Annotated in this window: 24 protein-coding genes; 14 read left to right on the top strand and 10 right to left on the bottom strand. The window is 58.2% G+C overall.

Going from position 1 to position 25,720, the window contains the following annotated elements; translation table 11 throughout:
• Positions 1 to 45 precede the first annotated feature (45 nt).
• Together ccmB and ccmA are read right to left on the bottom strand one after the other, a co-directional pair.
• Complete coding sequence (gene ccmB / locus AVCG78_RS14860) at positions 46 to 705, bottom strand: heme exporter protein CcmB (protein ID WP_060718704.1); 660 nt, start codon at positions 703 to 705, stop codon at positions 46 to 48.
• Entirely contained in the window at positions 702 to 1,367 is a 666-nt protein-coding gene (gene ccmA, locus AVCG78_RS14855) for a heme ABC exporter ATP-binding protein CcmA (protein ID WP_081355238.1), read from the bottom strand. Before ccmA ends, ccmB begins: the two co-directional genes overlap by 4 nt.
• 251 nt (positions 1,368 to 1,618) lie before the next feature.
• On the opposite strand from ccmA, the gene acnA reads away from it, so the two are divergent.
• From acnA to AVCG78_RS14840, 3 genes are all read left to right on the top strand, one after another.
• Positions 1,619 to 4,312, top strand: coding sequence for an aconitate hydratase AcnA (gene acnA, locus AVCG78_RS14850; RefSeq protein ID WP_071203016.1), 2,694 nt, complete (start codon positions 1,619 to 1,621; stop codon positions 4,310 to 4,312).
• Between the two features lie 441 nt (positions 4,313 to 4,753).
• Positions 4,754 to 5,506, top strand: coding sequence for a DUF1223 domain-containing protein (locus AVCG78_RS14845; protein WP_139191494.1), 753 nt, complete (start codon positions 4,754 to 4,756; stop codon positions 5,504 to 5,506).
• Between the two features lie 330 nt (positions 5,507 to 5,836).
• The gene (locus AVCG78_RS14840; protein ID WP_015917441.1) at positions 5,837 to 6,256 is read left to right on the top strand and encodes a DUF2794 domain-containing protein; all 420 of its coding nucleotides are present in this window, start codon (positions 5,837 to 5,839) and stop codon (positions 6,254 to 6,256) included.
• 7 nt (positions 6,257 to 6,263) lie between these two features.
• Here the strand turns inward: AVCG78_RS14840 and AVCG78_RS14835 are convergent, their stop codons facing one another.
• The 4 genes from AVCG78_RS14835 to AVCG78_RS14820 form a co-directional block, all read right to left on the bottom strand.
• The gene (locus tag AVCG78_RS14835; RefSeq protein WP_071203010.1) at positions 6,264 to 6,821 is read right to left on the bottom strand and encodes a GNAT family N-acetyltransferase; all 558 of its coding nucleotides are present in this window, start codon (positions 6,819 to 6,821) and stop codon (positions 6,264 to 6,266) included.
• Between the two features lie 126 nt (positions 6,822 to 6,947).
• Positions 6,948 to 7,718, bottom strand: coding sequence for a Bax inhibitor-1/YccA family protein (locus tag AVCG78_RS14830; RefSeq protein ID WP_060718701.1), 771 nt, complete (start codon positions 7,716 to 7,718; stop codon positions 6,948 to 6,950).
• Between the two features lie 188 nt (positions 7,719 to 7,906).
• Positions 7,907 to 10,453: an ABC transporter permease gene (locus tag AVCG78_RS14825; RefSeq protein WP_071203008.1), complete on the bottom strand. Its 2,547-nt coding sequence runs from the start codon at positions 10,451 to 10,453 to the stop codon at positions 7,907 to 7,909.
• Positions 10,450 to 11,166, bottom strand: coding sequence for an ABC transporter ATP-binding protein (locus AVCG78_RS14820; RefSeq protein ID WP_071203006.1), 717 nt, complete (start codon positions 11,164 to 11,166; stop codon positions 10,450 to 10,452). The genes AVCG78_RS14825 and AVCG78_RS14820 overlap by 4 nt, the downstream gene beginning before the upstream one ends.
• Positions 11,167 to 11,420: 254 nt before the next feature.
• Here AVCG78_RS14820 and AVCG78_RS14815 point away from each other — a divergent pair, with 254 nt between their 5' ends.
• The 8 genes from AVCG78_RS14815 (at position 11,421) to AVCG78_RS27210 (ending at position 16,241) form a co-directional block, all read left to right on the top strand.
• Positions 11,421 to 12,029: an arylesterase gene (locus tag AVCG78_RS14815; protein WP_071205390.1), complete on the top strand. Its 609-nt coding sequence runs from the start codon at positions 11,421 to 11,423 to the stop codon at positions 12,027 to 12,029.
• Between the two features lie 66 nt (positions 12,030 to 12,095).
• Positions 12,096 to 12,683, top strand: coding sequence for an RNA 2',3'-cyclic phosphodiesterase (thpR, locus tag AVCG78_RS14810; protein ID WP_015917435.1), 588 nt, complete (start codon positions 12,096 to 12,098; stop codon positions 12,681 to 12,683).
• Positions 12,684 to 12,798: 115 nt separating this feature from the next.
• The gene (locus AVCG78_RS14805) at positions 12,799 to 13,101 is read left to right on the top strand and encodes a 4a-hydroxytetrahydrobiopterin dehydratase (protein WP_015917434.1); all 303 of its coding nucleotides are present in this window, start codon (positions 12,799 to 12,801) and stop codon (positions 13,099 to 13,101) included.
• A gap of 82 nt (positions 13,102 to 13,183) precedes the next feature.
• The gene (locus tag AVCG78_RS14800) at positions 13,184 to 13,609 is read left to right on the top strand and encodes a YkvA family protein (protein WP_049777323.1); all 426 of its coding nucleotides are present in this window, start codon (positions 13,184 to 13,186) and stop codon (positions 13,607 to 13,609) included.
• Between the two features lie 281 nt (positions 13,610 to 13,890).
• On the top strand, positions 13,891 to 14,400 hold the full coding sequence (locus AVCG78_RS14795; RefSeq protein ID WP_015917432.1) for an invasion associated locus B family protein: 510 nt from the start codon (positions 13,891 to 13,893) through the stop codon (positions 14,398 to 14,400).
• Positions 14,401 to 14,698: 298 nt separating this feature from the next.
• Positions 14,699 to 15,877: a 23S rRNA (adenine(2503)-C(2))-methyltransferase RlmN gene (gene rlmN, locus AVCG78_RS14790; protein WP_409065482.1), complete on the top strand. Its 1,179-nt coding sequence runs from the start codon at positions 14,699 to 14,701 to the stop codon at positions 15,875 to 15,877.
• 14 nt (positions 15,878 to 15,891) lie between these two features.
• Entirely contained in the window at positions 15,892 to 16,116 is a 225-nt protein-coding gene (locus AVCG78_RS14785) for a hypothetical protein (protein WP_015917430.1), read from the top strand.
• A complete protein-coding gene (locus AVCG78_RS27210) occupies positions 16,113 to 16,241 on the top strand; it encodes a hypothetical protein (RefSeq protein WP_267889528.1) in 129 nt (42 codons plus the stop codon). The genes AVCG78_RS14785 and AVCG78_RS27210 overlap by 4 nt, the downstream gene beginning before the upstream one ends.
• Positions 16,242 to 16,291: 50 nt before the next feature.
• Here the strand turns inward: AVCG78_RS27210 and AVCG78_RS14780 are convergent, their stop codons facing one another.
• The 3 genes from AVCG78_RS14780 to AVCG78_RS14770 all read right to left on the bottom strand — a co-directional run bounded on the left by AVCG78_RS14780 (position 16,292) and on the right by AVCG78_RS14770 (position 18,822).
• Positions 16,292 to 16,933: a LysE family translocator gene (locus tag AVCG78_RS14780; protein ID WP_071203002.1), complete on the bottom strand. Its 642-nt coding sequence runs from the start codon at positions 16,931 to 16,933 to the stop codon at positions 16,292 to 16,294.
• An 81-nt stretch (positions 16,934 to 17,014) separates the two neighbouring features.
• A complete protein-coding gene (locus AVCG78_RS14775) occupies positions 17,015 to 17,830 on the bottom strand; it encodes a hypothetical protein (protein WP_071203000.1) in 816 nt (271 codons plus the stop codon).
• Positions 17,831 to 17,967: 137 nt separating this feature from the next.
• Positions 17,968 to 18,822 (bottom strand): SDR family NAD(P)-dependent oxidoreductase, encoded by an 855-nt coding sequence (locus tag AVCG78_RS14770; protein ID WP_071584370.1) that lies wholly within the window; start codon positions 18,820 to 18,822, stop codon positions 17,968 to 17,970.
• A 322-nt stretch (positions 18,823 to 19,144) separates the two neighbouring features.
• Here AVCG78_RS14770 and AVCG78_RS14765 point away from each other — a divergent pair, with 322 nt between their 5' ends.
• Positions 19,145 to 20,368 carry an argininosuccinate synthase gene (locus tag AVCG78_RS14765; RefSeq protein ID WP_071202998.1) on the top strand — a complete coding sequence of 408 codons (1,224 nt, stop codon included), beginning with the start codon at positions 19,145 to 19,147 and terminating at the stop codon, positions 20,366 to 20,368.
• 52 nt (positions 20,369 to 20,420) lie between these two features.
• On the opposite strand, the gene AVCG78_RS14760 is transcribed toward AVCG78_RS14765, so the two are convergent.
• Positions 20,421 to 21,599, bottom strand: a complete 1,179-nt coding sequence (locus AVCG78_RS14760; RefSeq protein WP_071202996.1) for a multidrug effflux MFS transporter — start codon at positions 21,597 to 21,599, stop codon at positions 20,421 to 20,423.
• Between the two features lie 236 nt (positions 21,600 to 21,835).
• Here AVCG78_RS14760 and AVCG78_RS14755 point away from each other — a divergent pair, with 236 nt between their 5' ends.
• Entirely contained in the window at positions 21,836 to 23,920 is a 2,085-nt protein-coding gene (locus AVCG78_RS14755; RefSeq protein WP_071205392.1) for a M3 family metallopeptidase, read from the top strand.
• Between the two features lie 128 nt (positions 23,921 to 24,048).
• Positions 24,049 to 25,629 (top strand): alkaline phosphatase D family protein, encoded by a 1,581-nt coding sequence (locus AVCG78_RS14750; protein WP_071202994.1) that lies wholly within the window; start codon positions 24,049 to 24,051, stop codon positions 25,627 to 25,629.
• The last annotated feature ends 91 nt before the right edge of the window (positions 25,630 to 25,720 follow it).

The raw sequence follows: 25,720 nt of genomic DNA, 5'->3' as shown, positions 1-25,720 counted from the left end.
TGTTGCTGCAATTGATCGCAATCAATTGCAGGGGATCAAGAACGATCAATCCGCTGTGTTTCTAAGCGCCAATGCGGCTGCCGATGGCCCGATGACAGCGAAGAATAAAGTAAGTGCCGATAAAAACAGAAAGGGCGGCAGAAAAGGGGCCGGGTCTTCCACAGCCGCATAGGAGGCGCTGACACCGAAAATCAGCACCGGAATGGCCAGCGGCAGAACCAGGATCGATACCAGCAGCCCGCCGCGCGGCAGGGCCACGGCGACGGCTGCCCCGGCAGCGCCGATGAAGGTGAGCGCAGGAGAGCCGACCAGCAGCGTCAACATCACCGCCCCGATGGCCATTTCGCTCATATTCATGAACAGGCCCAGCAGCGGCGAAGCGATCACCAGCGGCAGGCTGGTCGCCGTCCAATGGGCCAAGCATTTAACGAAGACGGTCAGCACCAGCGGCGTTTCCTGCATCAGAAGCAGATCCAGCGAGCCGTCATCACGGTCGGCCTGAAACAGCCGGTCGAGGCCAAGCAGCGCCGACAGCAGCGCGCCGATCCAGACAATGGCAGGACCAATGCGGGCCAGCAGGTTCATATCCGGGCCAACGCCGAAGGGAATGACGGCCACCACGGTCAGGAAGAACAGCACACCGATCAGCGCGCCGCCGCCCGCCCTGACCGACAGTTTCAAGTCGCGCAGAAAAAGAGCGATCACGCCGCATCCTCCAGATCGCCGTAGTCGAAGCCCTTCATTTCCAACTGTTTCGGGCTTTCCAGGCCCAGTGGCTGGTGGGTGGCGGCCAGCACCATGCCGCCTTGGGCCAGATGGGCGCGGATCAGGCTTGAAAACATCTCATCGGCCTTCAAGTCCAGCGCAGCTGTCGGTTCATCGAGAATCCAGATTGGGCGGTAGGATACCAGTAGCCGGGCCATGGCGAAGCGCCGCTGCTGCCCGGCGGACAGATAGCCATAGGGCAGGTGGGTGATGCCGCCCAGCCCGACCTGATCGGCGGCCTCTTCGATGGAGATGCCCGAACCGCCTTGGGCCTGTCCGAGAAATGCCTTCCAGAATTGCAGATTTTCGACCACCGTCAGTTCCGCCTTCATGCCGTTGCGGTGGCCGAGGTAGTGGCTGATCTCGCGTGGTGGTCGTGGTTCTGTGCCGGGTGATTCGAACAGGACGGAGCCGCGCTCTGGCCGGATGAAGCCGGCGATGACCCGCAGCAAGGTGGATTTTCCCGATCCGTTGCGACCGGTCAGGATCAGCGCTTCGCCAGATGACAGCGTGAAGGAGACGTTGCGAAACAGCAGATCTTCCCCGCGTTTTGCGGCCAGTTCCAGGGCATTTAGCCGGGTGATTTCCCCTTTGTTTAGCAAAGCTTATCGCCTTTAAAAAATTGTGCCATTTGGCCTTCTACACTCTGGAACAGTTCTTGGAAATTCTCTATAAGACCTGCAACCACGCCAGCGACCGGCGTGTCCATCATCCTAGCGCCGAACTTGAATGTTGCGTAAAGCGATTTTCACGGGCGGACAGCGGAAATGGTCGCACCCGCATCCTGATGTGCATGTAGTGCATAGGCGTCCGCACGTATGTGTTGGCTATCAGTATCAGCGGGGTTCTATCCGTGTCCAAATCGCTTGACAGTTTCAATTGCCGGTCGACGCTTTCCGTCGATGGCAAGGATTATGTCTATTACAGTATCCCCAAGGCCGAGGCCAATGGCCTGACCGGCGTCTCCAAGCTGCCCTATTCCATGAAGGTGCTGCTGGAAAACCTGCTGCGCAACGAAGACGGCCGCTCCGTCACCAAGGCCGACATTGAAAACGTCGCCGCCTGGCTGGTTGACAAGGGCACGGCTGAAAACGAAATCGCCTATCGTCCGGCCCGCGTGCTGATGCAGGACTTCACCGGCGTTCCCGCCGTGGTCGATCTGGCTGCCATGCGCGATGCCATGGTGTCGCTGGGTGGTGATCCGGAAAAGATCAACCCGCTGGTTCCTGTCGACCTCGTCATCGACCACTCGGTCATCGTGGACGAGTTCGGCACGCCAACCGCTTTTGCCCGCAACGTTGAGCTGGAATATGAGCGCAACGGCGAGCGTTACCGCTTCCTCAAGTGGGGTCAGCAGGCGTTTAAAAACTTCCGCGTTGTTCCTCCGGGCACTGGCATCTGTCACCAAGTCAACCTTGAATATCTCGGCCAGACAGTCTGGACCAAGGATGAAGACGGCGAAACCACTGCCTATCCTGACACCTGCGTTGGCACAGACAGCCACACCACCATGATCAACGGTCTGGGTGTTCTGGGCTGGGGCGTGGGTGGTATCGAAGCGGAAGCGGCCATGCTTGGCCAGCCGGTTTCCATGCTTCTGCCAGAAGTTATCGGCTTCAAGCTGACTGGCAAGGTCAAGGAAGGCGTCACCGCCACCGACCTCGTGCTGACCGTTGTTCAGATGCTGCGCAAGAAGGGCGTTGTGTCCAAGTTCGTTGAATTCTTCGGCCCCGGTCTGGATTCGATGTCTTTGGCCGACCGCGCCACCATTGGCAACATGGGCCCAGAATACGGCGCGACCTGCGGTTTCTTCCCGGTTGACGGCGAAACCATCAACTACCTGACGATGTCGGGCCGCACCAAGGACCGGATTGCACTGGTCGAAGCCTATTCCAAGGCGCAGGGCATGTGGCGTGATGGTGACGGTTCCGAACTGGTGTTCACCGACACGCTGGAACTCGATCTCGGCGACGTTGTGCCGTCGATGGCCGGTCCAAAGCGTCCGGAAGGCCGTCTTGCCTTGGAAACGATTGCGCCAAACTTCGCAACGGCTCTGGAAGGCGACTATAAGAAGCCTGGCCAGTTGACCAATCGCTACGCTGTTGAGGGCACTGACTTCGACCTCGGTCATGGCGATGTGGCCATTGCCGCTATCACCTCCTGCACCAACACCTCCAACCCGAGCGTGTTGATTGCGGCTGGCCTTCTGGCCCGCAATGCTGTTGCCAAGGGTCTGAAGTCCAAGCCTTGGGTCAAGACCTCGCTGGCACCTGGAAGCCAGGTTGTTGGTGAATACCTGTCCAAGTCTGGTCTGCAAGTGTCTCTGGATGCACTCGGCTTCAACCTCGTTGGTTTCGGCTGCACCACCTGCATCGGCAACTCTGGCCCGCTGCCAGCGCCGATTTCCAAGACCATTAACGACAAGGGCCTGATCACCGCTGGCGTGTTGTCGGGCAACCGTAACTTCGAAGGCCGTATCTCGCCGGACGTTCAGGCCAACTATCTGGCCTCTCCGCCACTGGTTGTGGCTTACGCGCTGGCCGGTTCGGTCCAGAAGGATCTGACCACCGAGCCTCTGGGCGAAGATCAGGACGGCAATCCGGTTTTCCTCAGGGACATCTGGCCGACCTCGAAGGAAATCCAGGAATTCATCCTGAAATACGTCACCCGCGAACTATACGAAAGCAAATATGCCGACGTGTTCAAGGGCGATGAAAACTGGCAGGCCGTTCAGATTCCGGCTGGCCAGACCTATGCCTGGGACGACAACTCCACCTATGTTCAAAACCCGCCTTACTTCGTGGGCATGGGCAAGAGCGGCTCCGGTCTGAAGAACATCACCAATGCGCGCGTTCTTGGCCTGTTCGGCGACAAGATCACCACCGACCATATCTCGCCAGCTGGCTCCATCAAGGCGGCGTCGCCTGCAGGTGCCTATCTGCTGGATCACGGCGTTGGCGTGGCGGACTTCAACCAGTACGGCACCCGTCGCGGCAATCACGAAGTGATGATGCGCGGTACCTTCGCCAATATCCGTATCCGCAACCACATGCTCGGCCCGAACGGCAAGGAAGGTGGCTACACCATCCATTATCCGTCCAAGGAAGAGATGTCGATCTACGATGCGGCCATGCAGTACAAGGCCGAGGGCGTTCCGCTGGTGATCTTTGCAGGCGTCGAATACGGCAACGGTTCCTCGCGTGACTGGGCTGCCAAGGGCACCAACCTGCTCGGCGTACGCGCCGTGGTCGCCCAGTCGTTCGAGCGTATTCACCGCTCCAACCTGGTCGGTATGGGCATCGTGCCTTTCGTGTTTGAGGACGGCACCACCTGGGCCAGCCTCAACCTGAAGGGCGACGAAACTGTCACCATCGAAGGCCTCGAAGGCGAGATCAAGCCACGCGAGAAGAAGATCGCCAAGATCACCTATGCCGATGGCACGGTAAAGGATCTGCCGCTGATCTGCCGCATCGATACGCTTGACGAAGTGACCTATGTGAATAACGGTGGCATCTTGCAGACCGTTCTGCGCGATCTGGCCGCTTAATCCGGTCGATTCCTATTGAAAATACCAGCCGCCGGCGCAAATGCCGGCGGCTTTTTTGTTTTCTCTTCGCTTTCAGGTTGTTCTCACCCCAACGTGACTTGGTGTTGAAGTAGGTCCTGTTTATCCTCTCGACCATGAGCAGACAGATCGATGGTGTGGCGGGGCTTAAGACCAGGTTCATGTGACCGGTTTAAACTGCTTTGACATGTTTATGCAGTATGGACAGCGTAAGCCGGGCTGGCTTCGATGACCGGCTGCAAAGGGGGGGCGGGTCCGAGCAGCATCGGATTGGCGGCTCGAGACGCTTAGACTGCGATTATCGGCGCGATGCCGTGCTATCGTGGCCGGGCTTTAAGGGTTGAATAAAGGGGAGGGTTGAAGAATGGGGCAGTATCGGTGGTTTCGATGAAGGTTACGGCAATCCCTGGAAAAGGCCTCCTTATGGGCCTGATGTTGTGCTTGGCGGGTGCCTCGGTCGTCAAGGCTGAGGACGCGCGTTCGCCGAAGGGGGTTGTCGAGCTTTTTACGTCGCAGGGCTGTGTGTCCTGCCCACCCGCCGACCGTGCCTTTGAAGCGCTCGCCAAACAACCTGATGTGATCGCACTGGCCTACCATGTCGATTACTGGAACTACCGTGGCTGGACCGATACGCTCGGGTCCCCTGGCAATACCGCTCGCCAATATGCCTATGCACGAAGCTTCGGCAGGAGCGGGGTCTATACGCCCCAGGCTGTGGTCAATGGAACGATGCAGATGAAGGGTACCGATGCGGCGACGCTTTCGGGAAAACTGGATGGGCTGCGGGCCAGCGGCAATGGATTGTCGGTCAAGGTTGACGCGGCCATTCAAGGCGACGCACTGTCGGTGTCGATCGGTAGTGGGCAAGGCCGCGCTGATGTGATCGTCGTCTATTTCAAGCGACGAAAAGATGTCGAGGTCCTGAAGGGTGAAAACAAGGGTCAGCGCATGACCTATTGGAACAGCGTCAGCGACATTCAATCTGTCGGCATGTGGCATGGCGATAGTTTGAAGCTGACCCTGCCATCCAAGGTTCTGCGCAGCAATGATTGCGATGGATTTGCAGTCTTGCTTCAGTCTTCGACGCAAAATGGAGAGCCTGGCCGTATCGTCGGCGCAGCGATGGTAATGGCTCAATCCGTAGGAAATGAGAGCGCTAAGCAGCTCAATCCCTGATTGGAAAACAGTCTGCGCATGGCGCGCCGACAGGTCTCACATACAATATTATGTCTTCAGCGGGTCCGGCCGGGAACATTGGGGGGCTGGGGGTAAGGGGTCAATGCGCCAGACCGGACCCTTGACGCTGACGCGTCAACTGAAGACGGTGCAATCTCGTCTGCAATTGGGGCGCTGTTTTGACCGAAATACGGCGAAGGAAAAAAACCTTCCGAAATGGTGCAGGTTGCGCTTTTTGGCGCAAACCGCTTACGCAGTTACGCTCTTGCAATTTGATGCCTGTCAGGCAAACTGTCACCGGCTTGTCATGAAAAGCACGAAGGAGCCCCAATGACCGATCAGCCGGATTTACCTCGCGAAGTCCCGCCCGTCACTCCTGAAACTGGCCAGCGCCCAGGCAACAGACCCGCTCCCGTGGTGGATCTGAGGGATTACAAGCAGAATCTCGATCCGCTGCCGGTCACTTTTCATCGTACGGAATTGGACGCGATCTTATGGGTCTATGGCCGGATGGTCGGGGAAGGGGAGTGGCGGGATTACGCGCTCGACCACCTGAAAGACAAGGCGGTGTTTTCCGTTTTCAAGCGCTCCGGCGAAATGCCTTTGTACCGGATCGAGAAAAATCCGAAGCTCGCGGCAAAGCAAGGGGCCTTTTCGGTGGTCAATACCCATGGCATGATCCTGAAACGCGGCCATGACCTGCGCCAGGTGCTGAAAGTGTTCGACAAGGTTTTGAAACTGGTCGAATAGAGCATCCTTATCCTTTAAACAGGCTGCCTGGATAGGATTTTTCATCGGGGAGGGTTTGGTTGCCCTCGCCGAGCGCGCGTTGCATGAAAACGGTATCGAGCCAGGTTTCGTGCTTGAAGCCGGAGCCGTTGATACCTCCGGCATGGGAAAATCCCAGGCTGCGATGGACGCCGATTGACGCGGGATTAGCGCCGCCGATTACCGCGATCATCTGCCGGAAACCCAGTGCTGTGCATTGCGCCACCAGATCGGTCAGCAGCGCCTTGCCGATCCCCTTGCCTTGGGCTGCCTCTGCCAGATAAATCGAATCCTCCACCAGAAAGCGATAGGCGGGCCGAGTGCGGAAGGCCGAGGCATAGGCATAGCCGAGCAGACTGCCATCATCATCCTCAGCGACGATATAGGGATAGGATTGAGAGGTGATCGTTTCCATCCGGTGCGCCATCTCGGCCTCGTCAGGCGGCGTGATCTCATAGCTGGCCGTGCCGGTCAGAACCGAATGGCGGTAAATCACGGTTATGCGGGGGATATCGGCTGGGGTGGCGGCGCGAATTTGCACGGGCATGGGACTTTCTACGCTGAGAAACAGTGTAGATTTCGTCTTGCATAGCCAGACGCTTACGGCAAGACGGCGCATGAAAAAGGGCGACCTGAAGGCCGCCCTGATGTGATCCTGTTGCTCTGTTCCGGATTAGCGGCGGTCGCCCATGAAGCGAAGCATGAACAGGAACAGGTTGATGAAGTCGAGGTAAAGGGTCAGCGCACCCAGGATGGCCTTGCGGCCAGCCGTATCGGCACCATCCTGCTCGAAATACATTTCCTTGATCTTCTGCGTGTCGTAGGCGGTCAGGCCTGCGAAGATCACAACACCGATAGCCGAAACAGCAAAGGCCAGCGCTGAAGACTGAAGGAAAATATTGACCAGCGAAGCGATGATCAGGCCGAACAGACCCATGATCAAGAACGAACCCATCGCGCTCAGGCTACGCTTGGTGGTGTAACCGTAGAGCGACAGGGCACCGAACGAGGCAGCCGTAACGAAGAAGGTCTGCACCACGCTCTGGCCGGTATAGATCAGCAGGATCGACGACAGCGACAGGCCCACCAGACCGGCATAGACCAGGAAGGTGGTGCGGGCTGCCGATACGCTCATCGACTGGATCTTGAAGCTCAGGAAAAATACCAGGCCGATAGGAGCCAGCATTATCACCCATTTCAGCGGGCTACCGTAAATGGCAGCGCCAAGGCTGGTCAGCATGATGCCGTTGCCGAACTGTCCGACAGCCTGGGATGGGTCGGTCGTGGTGGCAAGCATGGCGATCACGTAAGCCGCAACGCCGGTAATCGCCAGTCCAAGACCCATCAGGTTATAGACCTTCAGCATGTAGCTGCGCAGGCCCTGGTCGATCATCTCGGCCGAGCCTACCCCAGTACGCGCCTGATAATTGCGAAAATCAGACATGGTTTCCTCTCATTAAGCCCCGGATTGTTCACGGTGCGGGACAATGTCCCAAGCGCCGCTGCGGGGCTCCAGCATGCGTAGCGTCAATATGGGAGCAATAACGCTATAGAACAAGGGCTTTTGCGTTAAACCTCGGTAATGTGGCCTCTGGTCATTCAGTTCGGTTAACGGCCAAGGCCACATCCCTGTCAGAGTTCCCGCAGAACCGGCGCTGCCTTCTGACCCAGAACCCGCCATGTTCCGGCAAGACCGATGCCGATCGTCGTCACCAGCGCCAGCGCGACGGTGGAAACGGCGACTCCGGGCAGGAAGCTGGCGGGCAGTTTCATGATCTGGCTGACCACATACCAACCGGCAACGCTTCCGGCCAGCAGCGCAAAAATCGCCGTGGCAAGGCCAAGCAGCAGATATTCATAGGTGAAGGCGCGGATCAGCATCGGGCGGGTCGCCCCAAGCGTTTTCAGCACCACCGCATCATGGGTGCGACCCCGATTGCCTGCCGCAAGCGCACCCGACAGCACCAGAACGGAGGAAATCAGGGCGATGGCGGCGGCGGCCCTAATGGCGACAGCCAATTGGCCGACCAGCGAATTGACCATGTCCAATGCATCCTTGACCCGAACGCTGGTAATGGTGGGATAGGCCTTGGTGACGGCACGCAGGATGCTGGCTTCCTGCTGCGGGCTGGCGGATGGCTCGGTCAGGGTGGCGATCCAGGCATGGGGGGCGCCAGCAAAGGTATTGGGCGAAAACACCATGACGAAATTGATCGACAGGGATTGCCAATCCACCTTGCGGAAATTGGCGATTTTCGCGGTGATGGTGCGGCCCAGCACATTGACAGTTACCGTATCGCCCAGCTTCAGGCCCAGTTCGCTGGCTTCCTGGGCTGAGAAAGACACCAGCGGTTCACCCTTGTAATCCGGTGTCCACCATTGCCCCTCGGTCACTGTGGCATTTTTCGGCAAGTCGGTCGCATAGGTAATACCCCGGTCGCCGCGCAGGACCCATCGGCCCTGCGGCGGCACGTTCATCTTGGCAACGTCCTGACCATTGAAAGCGGTGATTCGTCCGCGCAACATCGGCACTTCAACGACCTGTCCCTCTGGAGCCTCACGGGTAATGATCTGACGGAAACTGTCGAGCTGGTCGCGCTGGATATCGACGAAAAAGAAATTCGGGGCTTTTTCAGACAGCGTTCCAGTGAGATTGCGCCGCAGATTACCGTCGATCATCGACAGCGTCACCAGAAGTGCTAAGCCAAGGCCAAGCGACAGAATGACCGAGGGCGTCAGCGCGCCTGGCCGATGGATATTGCCGACCGCCAGACGAAGTGCAGGGGAAGGAAGCCGAGGGCTTTTGCGGGCAAGTGCGGCAACGCCATAAGCGACCAGCCGCAGCACCACAAAGCTGGCGGCCATGGCAATCAGGAAGAATATCGCCAGCCGCCGATCATAGGCAGTCAGAATGGCCAGCGCGGCAAGGGCGAGGATAGCCAGCGCCGCCACCAGCACGTAAGGCCAGGAGGGCAGGCGGCGGGTCTCAAAACCCTGCTCGCGAAACAGCGCAGTAGCCGGCACTTGCCGCGCGTGGCCGAGCGGCATGACGGCGAAAGCCAGCGTGGTCAGCCCGCCAAACAGCAGGGCGAGCAGCAGCGAGCGTGGGTAAATGGCGAAATCCGCCTGGATCGGCAGGAATTGCGCGAGATAATAGCTGGCGATCCAGGGCGCGATGGCCCCAATGGCGAGCCCCAGCGCAATACCGATGCTGGCGACCATCAGGATCTGGAACAGATAGACCATAACGACGACGGAGGCCGGTGCGCCCAGGCATTTCAACGTGGCGATGACGCTGCGTTTGCTGTCAAGAAAGGCGCGCACCGCATTGGCGACGCCGACACCGCCGACAATCAACGCCGTCAGCCCGACAAGTGTCAGGAATTGCGAAAACCGGGTGATATTTTCGGTCAGGTTGGGGGCTGCCCGGTCGCTGGTGCGGATTGACCAGCCCGCATCAGGGAATTGCTGTTTAGCCTGATCCTGAATGGCCGCGAGCGACGGGCTGCCGGGTTTCAGCTTGATTTTGTAGACCTGTTCGACCAGGCTGCCGGTCTGGATCAGGCCGGAGGCGGCAAGCGCTTCGCGGCTGGTGATGATGCGCGGTGCAAAGCCGAAGCCTTCGGAAATGGCATCGGGCTCGGTGGTGATGGTGCCGGTGATCACCAGCCGGACGGAGCCGACCAGCAGGCTATCGCCGATCTTTATCCCCAGCCGATCGAGCAACAAAGGGGCTGCCACTGCGCCATAAGCGTCACCGGTTTTTGTCAATAGGTCAGCCAAGGGCTGGTCCGGCGTGGCGACGAAAGTACCATAGAGCGGATAGGCGCTATCGACCGCCTTGATTTCGGCCAGAGACTGATCGGACCCATCCGGCAACCGCGCCATGGAGCGCAGGCCAGTGGAGGCTGAGACGGTGCCGAGCCCCTGGAGGAAGGCACTCTCCGCCGCATTGGCCTCCCGGTTGTTCAGCTCAAACCGGATGTCGCCGCCCAAAAGCGATTGCCCCTGGCTGGCGATGGACCGGGTAATCGATGTGGAGACGGAATTGACGGCGGCAATCGCTGCCGTGCCGAGGGCAATGCATGCCAGGAAAATATAAAATCCGCCAAACCCGCCGCGCATTTCGCGGGCGCTGAGACGCAAGGCGGTTCTGAGACGTTGCAAAAATCCGCTCATGCCGAAACGGTCTCGTCGGCAAGTGTTTTGCCCGCTTCATCGCCCGACTCGATCTGGCCTGAGCGGACGCGGACCTGTCTTGAGCAGCGACCGGCCAGCGCGGTATCGTGGGTGACAAGAACCAATGTGGTCTTTCGCTCGGCCTGTTTGGCAAACAGAAGATCGGCAATCTGGCGTCCGGTCGCGCCATCCAGGTTGCCGGTCGGCTCATCGGCAATCACCACGGCGGGCGAGGGGGCAAGGGCGCGGGCAATGGCGACCCGCTGCTGTTCGCCGCCAGACAATTGGCCGGGATAATGGCTGAGCCGCTCGCCTAGGCCGACGGCGCGCAATTCCCGGGCGGCAATGTCGAAAGGATTTTTGATATTGGCCAGTTCCAGCGGCACGGCGACATTTTCCAGCGCCGTCATATTGGCGATCAGGTGGAAAGACTGAAAGACGATGCCGATATTGCGGCCGCGAAAATCGGCGAGCGCATCTTCGCTCAAGCCATGCAGCGCGGTGCCGTTGATGTGGATTTCGCCGCTGTCCAGCCGTTCCAGCCCGGCCAGCACCATCAGCAGCGTCGATTTGCCCGAACCGGATGGACCGACGATGCCGATTGATTCGCCTTCTGAAATATCCAGGTCCATACCCTTGAGGACGTGGACCGAGGCTGCGGCATTGCCAAGGGTGAGATCGGCTTTTCTGAGCTGAATGATGGTTTGTCTCACGCGGTTTTCGTCCTATATGAGGTTCAAGGGCTTTAACGCCTTGGCGATGTCCGGTCGGGCATCATGATCGTCTACGCGAATTTAGGAAAGCCATCATGGGTTTTAAACCTGTCCCCCTTCAATTCGCCGTCATAGTGGTGGCTAGCCTGCTCGCAGGCGGTAGTTTTGCCCTGCCGAGCGGCGCTCAGGAACAGGCTCCGCAAGGCCAGCCAGCGGAACAGTCCATGCCTGACCAGCCTCCCGCGGACCAGTCCATGCCAGAGGATGCAACGGGGGATACGCCGGTGGCGGAAGCGCAAGTACAATTGATCGGGCTCGGCGACAGCCTGATGGCCGGCTATCAGCTTCAGGGCGACGAGGCCTTGACGAGCCAGCTGGAAAAAGCCCTGCATGACAAGGGTATGAATGTCAGCATCGGCAATGCTGGCGTGTCCGGCGATACCACGGAAGGCGGGCTGGCGCGCGTTGACTGGTCGGTGCCTGACGGTACGCAGGGCGTTATCCTGGAGCTTGGCGCCAATGATGCGCTGCGCGGTATCGCGCCGGAAGAGAGCGAAAAGAACTTATCTGCGATCATCGAAAAATTGCAGGCCCGCAAGATTGGCGTGCTGCTGGTGGGCATGATCGCGCCACCCAATATGGGCGCAGATTACGCCAAAAGGTTCAATCCGATCTATCAGCGCCTGGCTGAAAAATATAAAATTCCGCTCTATCCCTTTATCCTTGAGGGCGTCGTGACTGATGCCACGTTGAAACTGGGCGATGGCATGCATCCCAACGCCAAGGGCGTGGGGGTGATGGTCGAGCATATGCTGCCCGCCGTCCAGAGTTTCGCGAAAGGTTTGGAGGATAAGGTCAATTAACGACTTGCTTACCCTTTGCAAGCATGATTCGTTGTTAGCATCTGCAAAAGATTCGGGGAGCTCTCCATGCCGAGATTGTTCACTGCCCTCGAAATTCCGCGCAACGTGGCCTTGAGCCTGTCTTTGCTGCGCGGCGGGCTTCCGGGAGCCCGATGGATCGATGTGGAAAATTACCACATCACCCTTCGGTTCATAGGCGATATCGACGGGCGAACCGCCGATGAGATCGTCGATAGGCTGGATCGCATCGACCGGCCGGAATTCCAGCTCAGTCTGAACGGCATCGGGTCCTTCGGGTCGAAGAAACCGCATTCCATCTGGGCAGGTGTTACGCCACATCCGCAGATGACGGCGCTTCAGGGCGAAATAGAGCGGATCTGCCAACGCGTGGGGCTGCCACCCGACCCCCGAAAGTTTATGCCGCATGTGACACTGGCGCGGCTGAAGTCATCGAGACTGGATGACGTTGTTCATTATTTATCAGGGCGCGGTAATTTCCAGACCGCGCCCTTTTTCGTTCCAAGATTCGTGCTGATGTCCTCCAAGGAATCGGTGGGGGGTGGCCCTTATCTGAAGGAGGAAATCTTCCCCCTCTATGAAGAGCGCTCAGAGGTCAGTTTTTCAGAACATGCCGAGCATTCGCTGAACGGATAAGCCCAATCTGAAAACGGACTTCAAAGGAACTTTTTGCGCTCGAATGGCTTGTCTCACGAGCGCTCCTCGTCATGTGGGCGAGTGATATGCTGCGGCGGTCAGATTGGAATTGATCATGCGATATGAACGACTTGCGCCGGAGGCGATTCCCGGCGCTCTGCGCGACCTGGATGGGTGGAGCCTGTCTGAACAGGGCGACGCGATCACCAAGGAATTTTCCTTCGACGATTTTGCCCAAGCCTTCGGCTTCATGACGGAATGCGCCATCATTGCCGAAAAAATGGGCCATCATCCGGAATGGTTCAATGTTTACAGGCGTGTCGATGTGCGGTTGACCACCCATGATGTCGGTGGATTGACCGGGCATGATCTGAAGCTGGCAGCTGCCATGGACCAGGTCGCAAAGCGGCGCGTTTGACAGAAACACTCGCCATTCCCATATCAGGGTCCACAACCCACGTTGGAGAGTGAGAAAGAGGCAGGTCATGGTCGAGGCGAAACTGGACGATGTGAAGATTGGTGAAATTCTTCTGCCGGGCGATGAAGCCGAACAGCAAAAGCAGGAGCAAAAGCTGAGCCGCACCTTCTGGCCGAAGATGCGCAAAGCCATTCGCCACATCCCGTTTTCCCGGGATGTGATTGCCGCCTTCTACTGCGCGACGGATCGGCAGACGCCGCTTAGGGTGCGGGGCATCCTGCTGGCGGCGCTTGGCTATTTCGTCCTGCCGTTTGATGCCATTCCCGACATGCTGGCCTTTGTCGGCTTTACCGACGACATTGCCGTGCTGACGACTGCGCTGGCGATGATCAACGGCCACATCAAGGAACGTCATTACGATGCAGCCGATGCCGTTTTGGCCGATGACGGCGATCCGGTGCAAGGTGGGGAAAAAAGCGCACCACATGGGCAGGCTGAGCGGGGCTGATTGCGACATTTTCAACTATGGCGCCAGTCTCTTGCGCCATAGTCCAATTCCTGCCTGATTCCTTGTGTTCTACCAGAGGGCCGGTTGATCTGCCGGTGCCTTCAATCTGTACCATTTTCGGAAAAGGACTGACTGGAAGCATGGATTTGTCGGCTATAAGCTGTGCATTTCATGTCTCGTTGACGGTTTGGTAACCAAAATTAAGTCAAATTGAATGAGGTTTCGAGGCTGGACACGAGACTGTTTGTCTTGGCGTCCGACGAAAAAGCGGCAGGAAGAAAATGTTTGTAAAAAGAATCGCAACCGCAGTCGCAATCATGCTGGCATTCGCTGATGTGGCCGCAGCGCAATCGCCAAGCCCGACGCGGATCGAGCAGTTCAAGGCTTGGGGTGCTTATTCCTACAAGTCCGGCAATAGCACGGTCTGCTATGTGCTGTCGGTGCCGACCACGAAGGAACCGCCCTCTGTCAATCACGGCGATATTTTCTTCATCGTCTCGCAGCGTCCCGGCCAGAACATTTCCTACGAGCCGCAGGCGATGATGGGCTACACGCTGAAGACCGGTTCCAAGGTGACGGTGAAGATCGACGCCAAGAGCTTTACGATGTTTACCAAAGACAGTGCTGCCTGGGTGGAAAACGCCGCGGAAGAGCCAGCTTTGGTCGCCGCGATGAAGGTCGGCAAGACCATGAGCGTCCAGGCCGTTTCCGGTCGTGGCACGCCAACCAATTACGCCTATTCGCTTCAGGGTATTTCCGATGCCTTGAAACGCATTGAAAAGTGCAAATAATATTTGCTTCATGATGCGACGAAGGCCGGGTCTCCCGGCCTTTTTGCGTTTTGGGATGACGTCGCGGCATTTTGATGATAAAGGCCCGGCAAATGCGGTCTTGAAGGCTGCCGCGCCGTTGTCTGCTGATGATGGGGCGTTATCGATTTCTTGCACACAGCAAAGTTGAAAAATAGAGTGCGAAGGCCCGCGTCATTTTATGGCTGCTAGGCTGTCGATCACTTGGTTTTGATGAGGTTAAGCGATGGCTGCCACGGAAATTATCATTGAGCGGACGCCCCAGGCGCGGCCCGCCGCCATGACAGGCGCTACCAAGCCGACCCTGATCGGCCAGACCCGTGAGGAAATGGGCGAGATGCTGCGCGAGATCGGCGTGGCCGACAAGCAGGTGCGGATGCGCGTCGCCCAGTTGTGGAACTGGATCTATGTGCGCGGCGTCTCCGATTTCGACCAGATGACCAATGTCGCCAAGGACATGCGCGAGAAGCTCAAGGCGCATTTCACCATTGCCCGGCCTGAAATCGTTGAGGAACAGGTCTCCAATGACGGCACCCGCAAGTGGTTGCTGCGCTATCCGCCGCGCGGTGCCGGGCGTCCGGTGGAGGTGGAATGCGTCTATATTCCGGAAGAGGGCCGGGGGACGCTCTGCGTTTCCAGCCAGGTGGGCTGCACGCTGACCTGCACCTTCTGTCACACCGGTACGCAAAAGCTGGTGCGCAACCTGACGGCGGAAGAAGTGCTGTCGCAACTGTTGCTGGCCCGCGACCGGCTGGGCGATTTTCCCGACCGCGATGCGCCTGTCGGCGCGATGGTGCCGAATGAGGGCCGCAAGATCACCAATATGGTGATGATGGGCATGGGCGAGCCGCTTTATAATTTCGAGGAAGTGAAAAAGGCGCTGCTGATTGCCTCGGATGGCGATGGGTTGTCGCTTTCCAAGCGCCGCATCACGCTTTCGACCTCCGGCGTCGTGCCGGAAATCTACCGCACCGGCGATGAAATCGGCGTGATGCTGGCGATTTCACTGCATGCGGTGCGTGACGAATTGCGCGACCTGCTGGTGCCGATCAACAAGAAATATCCGCTGAAGGACCTGATCGAAGCCTGTCGCAATTATCCGGGCCTGTCCAATGCCCGGCGCATTACCTTCGAATATGTGATGCTGAAGGATGTCAACGACAGTCTTGAGGATGCCAAGGGCCTGATTCAGCTGTTGAAGGGCATTCCGTCCAAGATCAATCTCATTCCCTTCAATCCCTGGCCGGGCACCAACTACCAGTGTTCCGACTGGGACCAGATCATGAAATTTGCCGATTTCATCAATTCGGCAGGCTATGCCTCACCGATCCGCACGCCGCGCGGCCGCGATATTCTGGCTGCTTGCGGACAGTTGAAGTCGGAATCGGAACGGATGCGCAAGACCGAGCGTCTGGCCTATGAGGCGATGATGATCGTTGGCCATGGCGAGGATGATTAAGGTGAGGACGATTGATGGAAATTGCCGTTCGCAATGAACGAACCAAGCTAACGGCAACCTATATCAATGGCGTTGCTATCGCGATTTTTGCCGTTGGCGGTTTTGCGCCCGTGATCTCGACGGTCAATAGCGGCCATGGTCCGAACGGAAATCTCGCTCTTGTCTGTTCCATTTGCATTTTAGCGTCTGTGGCATTACATTTGTTAGCGCGGAAGATATTGAAAGGTCTGAAGCCATGAGCACAGAGCAATTTCTGACAATGTTGATCATGCCCGTCGGTGGATTGATGATTGGCTTTTTCATGCTCTTCATCACCCGCAAGGATCGTATTGACGCGGAAAAATCGCGCAAACACGTTCATTGATCTGCGTTATCGGGCTTTTATAATCCCGGCCCCTGTTGTCGCGGCCTATGTCATCGCGCCTGGGTCATGAGGATCTTGGCGGCAAAGACTGAAAACACGCCTGCAAAGGTGTAATCCATTCCCCTCAGCACTTTCGGATTGCGTTGCAGCCAGCCAGCCAGTTTGTCGGCGGCCAGCACGATGGCGACCGTGACCGGGAGCGATACCAGCATGAACCAGAAACCGAGGAAGATCAGCTTGCCGGTGACATCAGGGTCATGGGCGGTGACGAATTGCGGCAGGAAGGTCATGAAGAAAATGATGACCTTCGGATTGAGCAGATTGACCCAGATTCCGTTGAGAAACGCCGCCTTCACGCTGCCCTTTGCGCCCGCTTCAGGCGTGGCGACGAATTTTGAGCCGTGGCGGATTGCCTGGAAGGCGAGCCAGGCCAGATAAGCCGCTCCACCGCTTTTCAGGATCAGAAAGGCCGTCGGTGAAGCGACGATCAGGGCCGAGACCCCGAAAGCCACCAGCATCGTATGGACCGCAATCCCGAGATTGGTGCCGATCAGCACGGCAAGACCCGCCGCCTTGCCATCGCGCAACGCACGGCTGATCGAGAGTGTCATATCCGGCCCCGGCGTCGCCGCCAGCAACAGGCAGGCGGCTGTGAAGGCTAGAAGGGTCGGTAGGCCCGGAATGAAGGTCATGACTATCTCGCATAGCATATGAAGAGGGTTCGCGGGTCATGTTACGATCCGCGCTCCCTTTTCAGCAAGCGGATGCGAGGCTTATTTTTGCTCTCTGGTGGGGTCCAGCTGTGATGGATGAACCAGTTTCACCCGTTTTTCGGGGTTAATGCCGAAGACTTTTTCAAAATCGGTTGCTCCGAGAAGGTCCGCGGCCTGATCCAACATGTGCTGGTTACGCGCGTTGATCAGCTCAATCGAAGGCGCTGCCGTGCCTGGCAGGTCCATTGCCATGTAGGATGCGACCGTGTCTCGCAAGTCCAGCAGCTTTTGCAGTTTTTCGGGCTGGTCGCCGAGTGTCTGGCGGGCATGGTCGAGAAAATCATCTGGCAGGTCGCTCATCGCATCCTCTTCCCGGATCGCTCCGCTGGTCTCACCCGCTGTGCAGGTGGCGATCTTCTTTGCCCATGCGGCTTTACGGGTGCCATAGGTACCATAGAGAAAGGTACTCAAGGCATATCCGGCGGCGCCCTTGACCGTCAAAGGCGCTGTCGTTGCCGTTTTCGTCGCATACAGCACCTGGTTGGCAATCTGATGGCAAACGCCATTCACACCATAGACCAGAATGGTTCCGTTCGGGGGCGAATTGGAAAGCGATCCCTCGACATTGGGTTCGACAAGGCAGGTGGCAACAGCGGTGTTGCCGTCCTGCTGGGCAAGCAGGCCGTTTGGATAATCATCGGTGGAGCCGGTGGCGTGAAAATCACCCCAGCAATACCAATAGGTTTGTCCGGCCTGTGTCACTGCATCGATTGTCGCATAGGGGGTAACCCTGTTGTCATAGGTCGTGACCCAGGTGTGATCGAGAGGATTGCCTTCGAAAAATGCGGGATTAACCCAGGCGTAAAAAATTGTCATGAAACACCTCCATAAGAATGGAGATATTTATGCACGCATAACGAGAAATTTAAATAGAATTCTCGTAAATTTAGCCAGGCCGTGGCAGATGTCGAGAGCCACCTGTCACAGCCTGACGCTTAACATATAAAGGCCATTCAGCCTTTCAGATGTGTCTTGAAGGCCTCTTCATAATCCGGGTGCCAGCGTGACAGCGGTGGACGGTTTTCGATGATGTCACCGGCAGCCCAGGCGATACGCTTCTCATCCGTCGCCCGTGCGACATCGTTGTCAGGGCAGAGAATGTAGAAATCGCCGCGTTTGAGGCTGTCCAGCATGAAATCCACCGTCTGTTCCGGCGTCCAGGCCGCGTCGGGCTTTGTCGTCCGCTCGCCAGCCGTGAGACCGGTGAAGACGAAGCCGGGGATCAGCAGATGGGCGCTGACATTACAGTCCGGCGTGTTGCGCAGTTCATGCTGCAAGGCCTCGGTGAACGCTTTGACGCCTGCTTTGGCAACATTATAGGCGGGATCGCCCGGCGGGGTGGTGATGCCCTGCTTGGAGCCGGTATTGATGATGATGGCCGGGTCCCTGTGGGCGATCATATCAGGCCCGAATACCCTGGTGCCATGGATGACGCCCATCAGGTTGACGGCAAACACGTTGTCCCAGTTGACCTGTGGCCCGAACAGGCTGCTGCCTGGCTGGATGCCAGCATTGTTCATCAGCAGGTGGACGCGCCCGAAGCGTTGAAGCACGGCGCGCTCCAGGGCTTCCAACTCATCCAGCTTGCTGACATCTGTCTCGATGGCGACGATATCGCTCTCGGGATTTTCCGAGACTGTTGCGACTTCGCTGCGTGCATTGGCAAGCGCGTCCCCACCGAGATCGGCGAGCACGACGCACATGCCCTGGCTGGCGAAAGCCTTGGCGGCGGCAAGGCCGATGCCTGAGGCTGCCCCGGTGACGACCGCGACCTTGCCCTTGGCAATTACCGATTGAATGTCGGTCATGTCTTGCTCCTTTGATGGCTCGGAAAGGCCCATGCTGGAAGAGCATGAACCTTTCCAATTCTATCGTTTCTATGCAATTCCTGGCTGAAATGCTTGAATCTACCCGTGGAATTGTCGCATTCACGACATTCGGCATATGGGACAGAGGGCCTCCAAGTCAAATCACGCCCGGTTTTTTGATCTGCCTCCTGCCTTTCCTCTACCCGCATCGACAATGTCCGGTGGCTTCACCCTTGCATGGCGCGCCAATCCGGCTAAAAGTGCCTCCAACCCGAGGAGGCCCGGTTCAGTGGCCTCGCCCAGACACACGGACTTCGCACTCATGGTACTTCCGAAAGACGTCAAAAAGGTCGTTCTCGCCTATTCCGGCGGTCTCGATACCTCGATCATCCTGAAATGGCTCCAGACCGAACTCGGTGCTGAAGTCGTGACCTTCACTGCCGATCTCGGCCAGGGCGAAGAACTGGAACCGGCCCGCAAGAAAGCGGAAATGCTGGGCATCAAGGAAATCTTCATCGAGGATGTCCGCGAGGAATTCGTCCGCGATTTCGTCTTCCCGATGTTCCGCGCCAATGCCGTCTATGAAGGCGTCTACCTGCTCGGCACGTCGATTGCCCGCCCGCTGATTTCCAAGCATCTGATCGAGATTGCCAAGAAGACCGGCGCCGATGCTATCGCTCATGGCGCGACCGGCAAGGGCAATGACCAGGTCCGCTTCGAGCTTTCGGCCTACGCGCTGAACCCTGATATCAAGATCATCGCCCCTTGGCGCGATTGGGCTTTCAAGAGCCGCACCGATTTGCTGGCCTTTGCTGAAGCAAACCAAATCCCGGTCGCCAAGGATAAGAAGGGTGAAGCGCCGTTCTCCGTCGATGCCAACCTGTTGCATTCCTCTTCCGAGGGCAAGGTTCTGGAAGACCCGTCCCAGGAAGCGCCGGAATATGTGCATATGCGCACGATTTCGCCGGAAGCCGCTCCCGATAAGGCGACCGTCATCAAGGTCGGTTTTGAAAAGGGCGATGCCGTGTCGATCAACGGCGTGCGGATGAGCCCGGCGACGCTGCTGGCCGAACTCAACACCTATGGCCGTGACAACGGCATTGGCCGTCTGGACCTGGTTGAAAACCGCTTCGTCGGCATGAAGAGCCGTGGCGTTTACGAAACCCCCGGCGGCACCATCCTGTTGACGGCCCACCGCGCTATCGAATCGATCACGCTGGATCGTGGCGCTGCCCATCTCAAGGATGAGCTGATGCCGCGTTATGCTGAGCTGATCTATTACGGCTTCTGGTTCTCGCCGGAGCGGGAAATGTTGCAGGCGATGATCGACAAGAGCCAGGAACATGTCGAAGGCGAAGTGACGCTGAAGCTCTACAAGGGCAATGTCATGGTCATCGGCCGCGAATCGCCAAAGTCGCTCTATTCCGACCAGCTCGTCACCTTCGAAGACGACCAGGGCGCCTATGACCAGAAGGATGCAGCGGGCTTCATCAAGCTCAATGCACTCCGTCTGCGCACGCTGGCCAAGCGCAACCTCGGCAAGTAAATATTCGCTTTGAAAGATTTGAAACCGCCGCCGGGAAACTGGCGGCGGTTTTTTATTGGACCTGTTTCCATGCGTGAAGGAAGCCGACATAGGCGACAATCGCCATCCATTCCATCAGCGGAATGATGGTGCCGAAGGCGGTGAGCGGATCGCCGAGCCAGGAAGCGGCAAGCCCGCCCAGGAAACCGCAGCTCATCTGCACGAACCCCATCAGGGCCGCCGCCGACCCCGCCAGTTTTGGATGTGGCAACAGACCTGCGGTGGAGATGTCGGGAATGACGAAGGCCATGCCGAAAGAGCAGACGGCGACCGGTCCCATGATGGACAGATAAGTCGGGGTCAGCAGATGGGTGGACAAAAAGATCAGCAATCCGCCGTAACCAGCCAGCGTCAGCCCGAAGCGCAGCGCCTGACCGGGCCGCAAACGGCTCGATACCAGCCGCAGCGCCACTGAACCGGCGAAATAGGAGCCGGTCTGCATCAACATGCCAAGGCCGAATTGCGCTGGCGACAACCCGACCTTGTTGATCAAAACGAAAGGTAGCATGGTCGATTGCGCATAAAGCGCGCCGACACAGCCGCCCAGAACCAGGGCCGAGCATAGCACCCGCCGGTCGGCAATCAGGGTTGCGTAAGAGGCGATGAGCCGTGCCGGGCGGATCATCTGCCGGTCCGGCACCGCCGTTTCCGCCATTAGCATAGCGACCGTGACGATACTGATCGCCCCGAACCCGACCATCAGCAGAAACACCGATTGCCAGCCGAAGGCGACAAGCGCCAATCCGCCGACGGTCGGCCCCATGGCGGGTCCGATGGCCAGCATAATGCCGATCATATTGACGATCCGCGACGCCTGCTCCCCGACGAACTGGTCGCGGACCATGGCGCGCGACACCGTGACCCCGACGGATGCGCCGATGCCCTGAATGATGCGCCCGGCCAGCAGCAACTCGACAGAGGGCGCAAAGGCGGCGGCCAGGCTGCCGAGGAGGTAGATGCCAAGAAAGCCCAGCGTTGCATGGCGTCGTCCGAACGCATCCGAACACGGGCCGGACAGCAATTGCGCGCAGGCAAAACCCGCGAAATAGAGTGACAGGCTAAGTTTGATGGCCGCATCCGTGGTGGAAAAGGCATGGACCAATTGCGGCATGGCGGGCGTGTAGATCGCCATGGACAGCGGCCCGATCATGGTCAACAGCGCACCAAGCAGGGAGGTGCGGTTCTCGCTCATCCGGGACGGCGGGGTGGCGGATCTCGTCATGGGGCGGGGGCATATTCAACGGGCATGGGTCATTGCTAAGCCAGCCGGGGTACAATTGAAATGAAAAATTCTTCAGACCGCTGCGGTCATTGCCATCGGCGATCCCATTGATGCCCACACCCGCGCAACAGAGGGGTGGCATAGGGGTGACAATAGCGGGAGTGATCGCCTATATCTTTGTCATTGATGAGAAGGATTGCTTCGTGATGACATCTCCAGACCGTAATCTTGGCCCCAACGGCGCCTTTGCCACCGTCACCGAATGGAATGGGCCGCATGGCCTGCCGAATTTCACCGCCATCGCCGATGAGGATTTTGCCCCGGCTTTCGACATGGCGCTGGCTGAACACGACGCTGATATCGACACCATCGCCCATTATCCGTCAGAGCCGACATTCGACAACACCATCGTTGCGCTGGAGATCGCCGGGGATGGCCTGTCGCGGGTCTCGGCGCTGTTCTGGAACAAGGCCGGTGCCGATACCAATAAGGTCATCCAGGCGCTGGAGCGCGAAATTGCACCGAAAATGTCGCGCCACTATTCAAAGATCAGCATGAATGCGGCGCTGTTTGCCCGCGTCGATGCCTTGTGGGAAAAGCGCGACAGCCTGGGCCTGACGCTGGAGCAGACCCGGGTGCTGGAGCGGCACTGGAAAGGCTTCGTCAAGGCTGGTGCCAAGCTCGCCAAGCCCGAACAGGAGCGGTTGGCGGCGATCAATGAGCGGCTGGCCAGCCTTGGCGCCAATTTCGGCCAGAATGTGCTGGGCGATGAGACCGATTGGGCATTGCCGCTGACCAGCGATGACGAGCTGGCGGGCATTCCCGATTTTCTGAAGGATGCGATGGCCTCTGCCGCGCAAGCCCGTGGCAAGGGGGAAGCCTATGCCGTGACGCTGTCGCGCTCGGTCATCGTCCCCTTCCTGACCTTTTCCGAACGACGGGACCTGCGCGAAACAGCCTTCAAGGCCTGGGTGGCGCGTGGTGAAAACGGTGGTGAACGTGACAACCGCGCCATCGTCACCGAAACCCTGACGCTTCGGGCGGAAAAGGCCAAGCTGTTGGGCTATAAGAATTTTGCCGCCCTGAAGCTCGACAATACCATGGCCAAGACCCCGGAAGCGGTCAACGGCCTGCTGATGCAGGTCTGGGAACGCGCTGTCGCCCAGGCGGCCATCGAAGAGCAGGAATTGGCGGAGCTGATTGCCAAGGATGGCAAGAACCACGCTGTTGCGCCATGGGATTGGCGTTTCTATGCCGAGAAGCTGCGCTCCGACCGGTTCAATTTTTCGGAAGCTGAACTGAAGCCCTATCTGCAACTGGAAAAAATTATCGAAGCCTGCTTTGCCGTGGCGCAAAAGCTGTTCGGCATCACTGCTGTTCCACTGAAAGATGTGAAGGGCTATCACCCGGATGTGCGGGTGTTTGAAATCCGCCAGGCCGATGGCACGTTGAAGGCGCTGTTCCTTGGCGATTATTTCGCCCGGTCCTCGAAGCGCTCCGGTGCCTGGATGAGTTCCTTCCAATCGCAGCACAAGCTGCCGCTGAAGAACGGTGCGCAGGGCGAATTGCCGATCATCTACAATGTCTGCAATTTCGCCAAGCCTGCCGATGGCAAGCCAGCTCTGCTGTCGCTGGACGATGCCCGCACGCTGTTTCACGAATTCGGCCATGCCCTGCATGGGATGCTGTCGGACGTGACCTATCCGTCCGTGTCGGGTACCGCCGTATCGCGTGATTTTGTGGAACTGCCCTCGCAGCTCTATGAACATTGGCTGACGGTGCCGGATATCCTGAAAACCTATGCCGTGCATTACCAGACCGGTGAGGCCATGCCACAGGCCTTGCTCGACAAGGTTCTGGCAGCACAGACCTTCAATGCCGGGTTCGATACGGTCGAATTCACCTCTTCGGCGCTGGTCGATATGGCGTTTCACACCCGGGAGGATCGAGTGGCCGATCCGATGGCGGTGCAGGCCGAGATTCTCCAAAACATCGGCATGCCGTCCTCCATCGTCATGCGTCATGCCACGCCGCATTTCCAGCATGTGTTTTCCGGCGATGGCTATTCGGCTGGCTATTATTCCTACATGTGGTCGGAAGTGCTGGATGCCGACGCCTTCGAGGCTTTCGAGGAAACCGGCAATGCCTTCGATCCTGATATGGCCGAGCGCCTGAAGGACAATATCTACGCCATCGGCGGTGCAGTGGACCCGGAAGAAACCTACAAGGCCTTCCGTGGTCGGTTGCCGAGCCCGGAAGCGATGTTGAAGAAGCGCGGGCTTGCGGCATAAGCCCTTCGGCTGCTGTTGCAGGAAATTTAACGAAACTGTCACGGTGCAGTTAAGCGCATGACATGTCTCTCTGTTTGGCTCCGACGTCGGTTCGATGCAACCGGCGTCGTTTTCCAAGGAGAGGTTTGATGTCCACATCCTTCAAGGCGCTGAGCCGCCGTTCGTTTCTGCTCGGCACCAGTGCTGCCGGGCTTGCTGCCGGGTCCGGCCTGGCGCTGCCGTTTTATGCCCGGGCGGCGGACCGCCCTGTTTTCACCCACGGCGTCCAATCCGGTGATGTCGATTTGAATTCCGGGATGATCTGGACGCGGGTAGACCGCCCTTCGCGGATCATGATGGAATATTCCACCACCGAAAGCTTTGCCAATCCGGTGCGTCTCACCGCCCTCAATGCCCTGCCGGACAGCGATTATGCCGTGAAGCGGCTGCTGGCCGACCTGCCTGCCGACCAGGAGATTTTCTATCGGTTCACGGCTGCTGATCTTTCCCATATCAACAGTGTTTCCGAGCCGATTACCGGACGGTTCCGCACCGCACCCGCCTCCAGGCGCAATGTCCGATTCGTCTGGTCGGGCGACACGGTGGGCCAGGGCTGGGGCATCGATGAAACCGGCATGAAGACCTATGCCACGATGGCCAAGCATCAGCCGGACTTCTTCCTGCATTCCGGCGACACCATTTATGCGGATGGTCCCCTCAAGGAAGAGGTCGATCTGAAGGACGGCACCAAATGGAAAAATGTCGTGGTCACTGATGAAAAGCGCAAGGTGGCCGAAACGCTGGACGAATATCGCGGCCAGTGGAAATACAATATGATGGACAAGAACTTGCTGGAACTGTCGGCGATTTGTCCAACCCATTACCAGTGGGACGATCATGAAGTGCTGAACAACTGGTCGTCGGGCAAGGATTTGACCGCCGACAATCGCTATAGCGAAAAATCCATCGCTCTTCTGTCGGCGCGTGCCGCCCGTGCCTTCCATGAAATGACGCCGATCCGCTACACGCCTGCCGAGCCGGGCCGGGTTTATCGCAAGATTTCCCACGGTCCGCTGGTCGATGTGTTTTTCCTCGATATGCGTAGCTATCGTGGTTCCAATCACGACGGCATGGAAACGGTCCAGACGCCGGAATCGCGCATCCTCGGGGCCGAGCAAGTGGCCTGGCTGAAGCGGGAGCTGACCAATTCCAAGGCGACCTGGAAGATTATCGCCGCCGACATGCCTTTGGGCCTGATCGTCTGGGACGACTTTCTCAACAAGAAAGGCACGGAAGCCGTGGCCCAGGGCCATAATGGCGAGCCGCGTGGCCGCGAGCTGGAAATTGCCGAACTGCTGCGGCATATGAAGATGACAGGCATCCGCAACACCGTCTGGCTGACAGCGGATGTGCATTATACCGCTGCCCATTATTACAATCCCTACAAGGCGGCTTTCCAGGATTTTGACCCGTTCTGGGAGTTTGTCTCCGGTCCCCTGCATGCGGGCACGTTCGGACCGAGTGATCTCGATATGACATTCGGGCCGGAGCTTAAATTCGTCAAGGCACCGACGGCAGAGCAGGGCCAGAACCTGCCGCCATCCGCGGGGCTTCAGTTCTTCGGCATCGTCGATGTCGATGGCGTGAGCGAACAACTCAGCGTGCGGCTGATGGACCGGGACGATAATGAGCTTTACAAGGTCGTGCTCGATCCGGTGCGCAGCGCCTGATTCTGCGGTGAAAATGCGGCAGAGCGTCATCAAGACGCTTTGCCTCTTTCGCAAATGCAAAAAACAGGGTATGAGCGCCCCAAAGTAACAG

It is taken from the genome of Gillisella vitis (assembly GCF_021559775.1).
GTDB classification, from domain to species: domain Bacteria; phylum Pseudomonadota; class Alphaproteobacteria; order Rhizobiales; family Rhizobiaceae; genus Allorhizobium; species Allorhizobium ampelinum.
The sequence above is the reverse complement of the archived record's forward strand: the minus strand, read 5'-3'. Positions and strand labels throughout refer to the sequence as shown.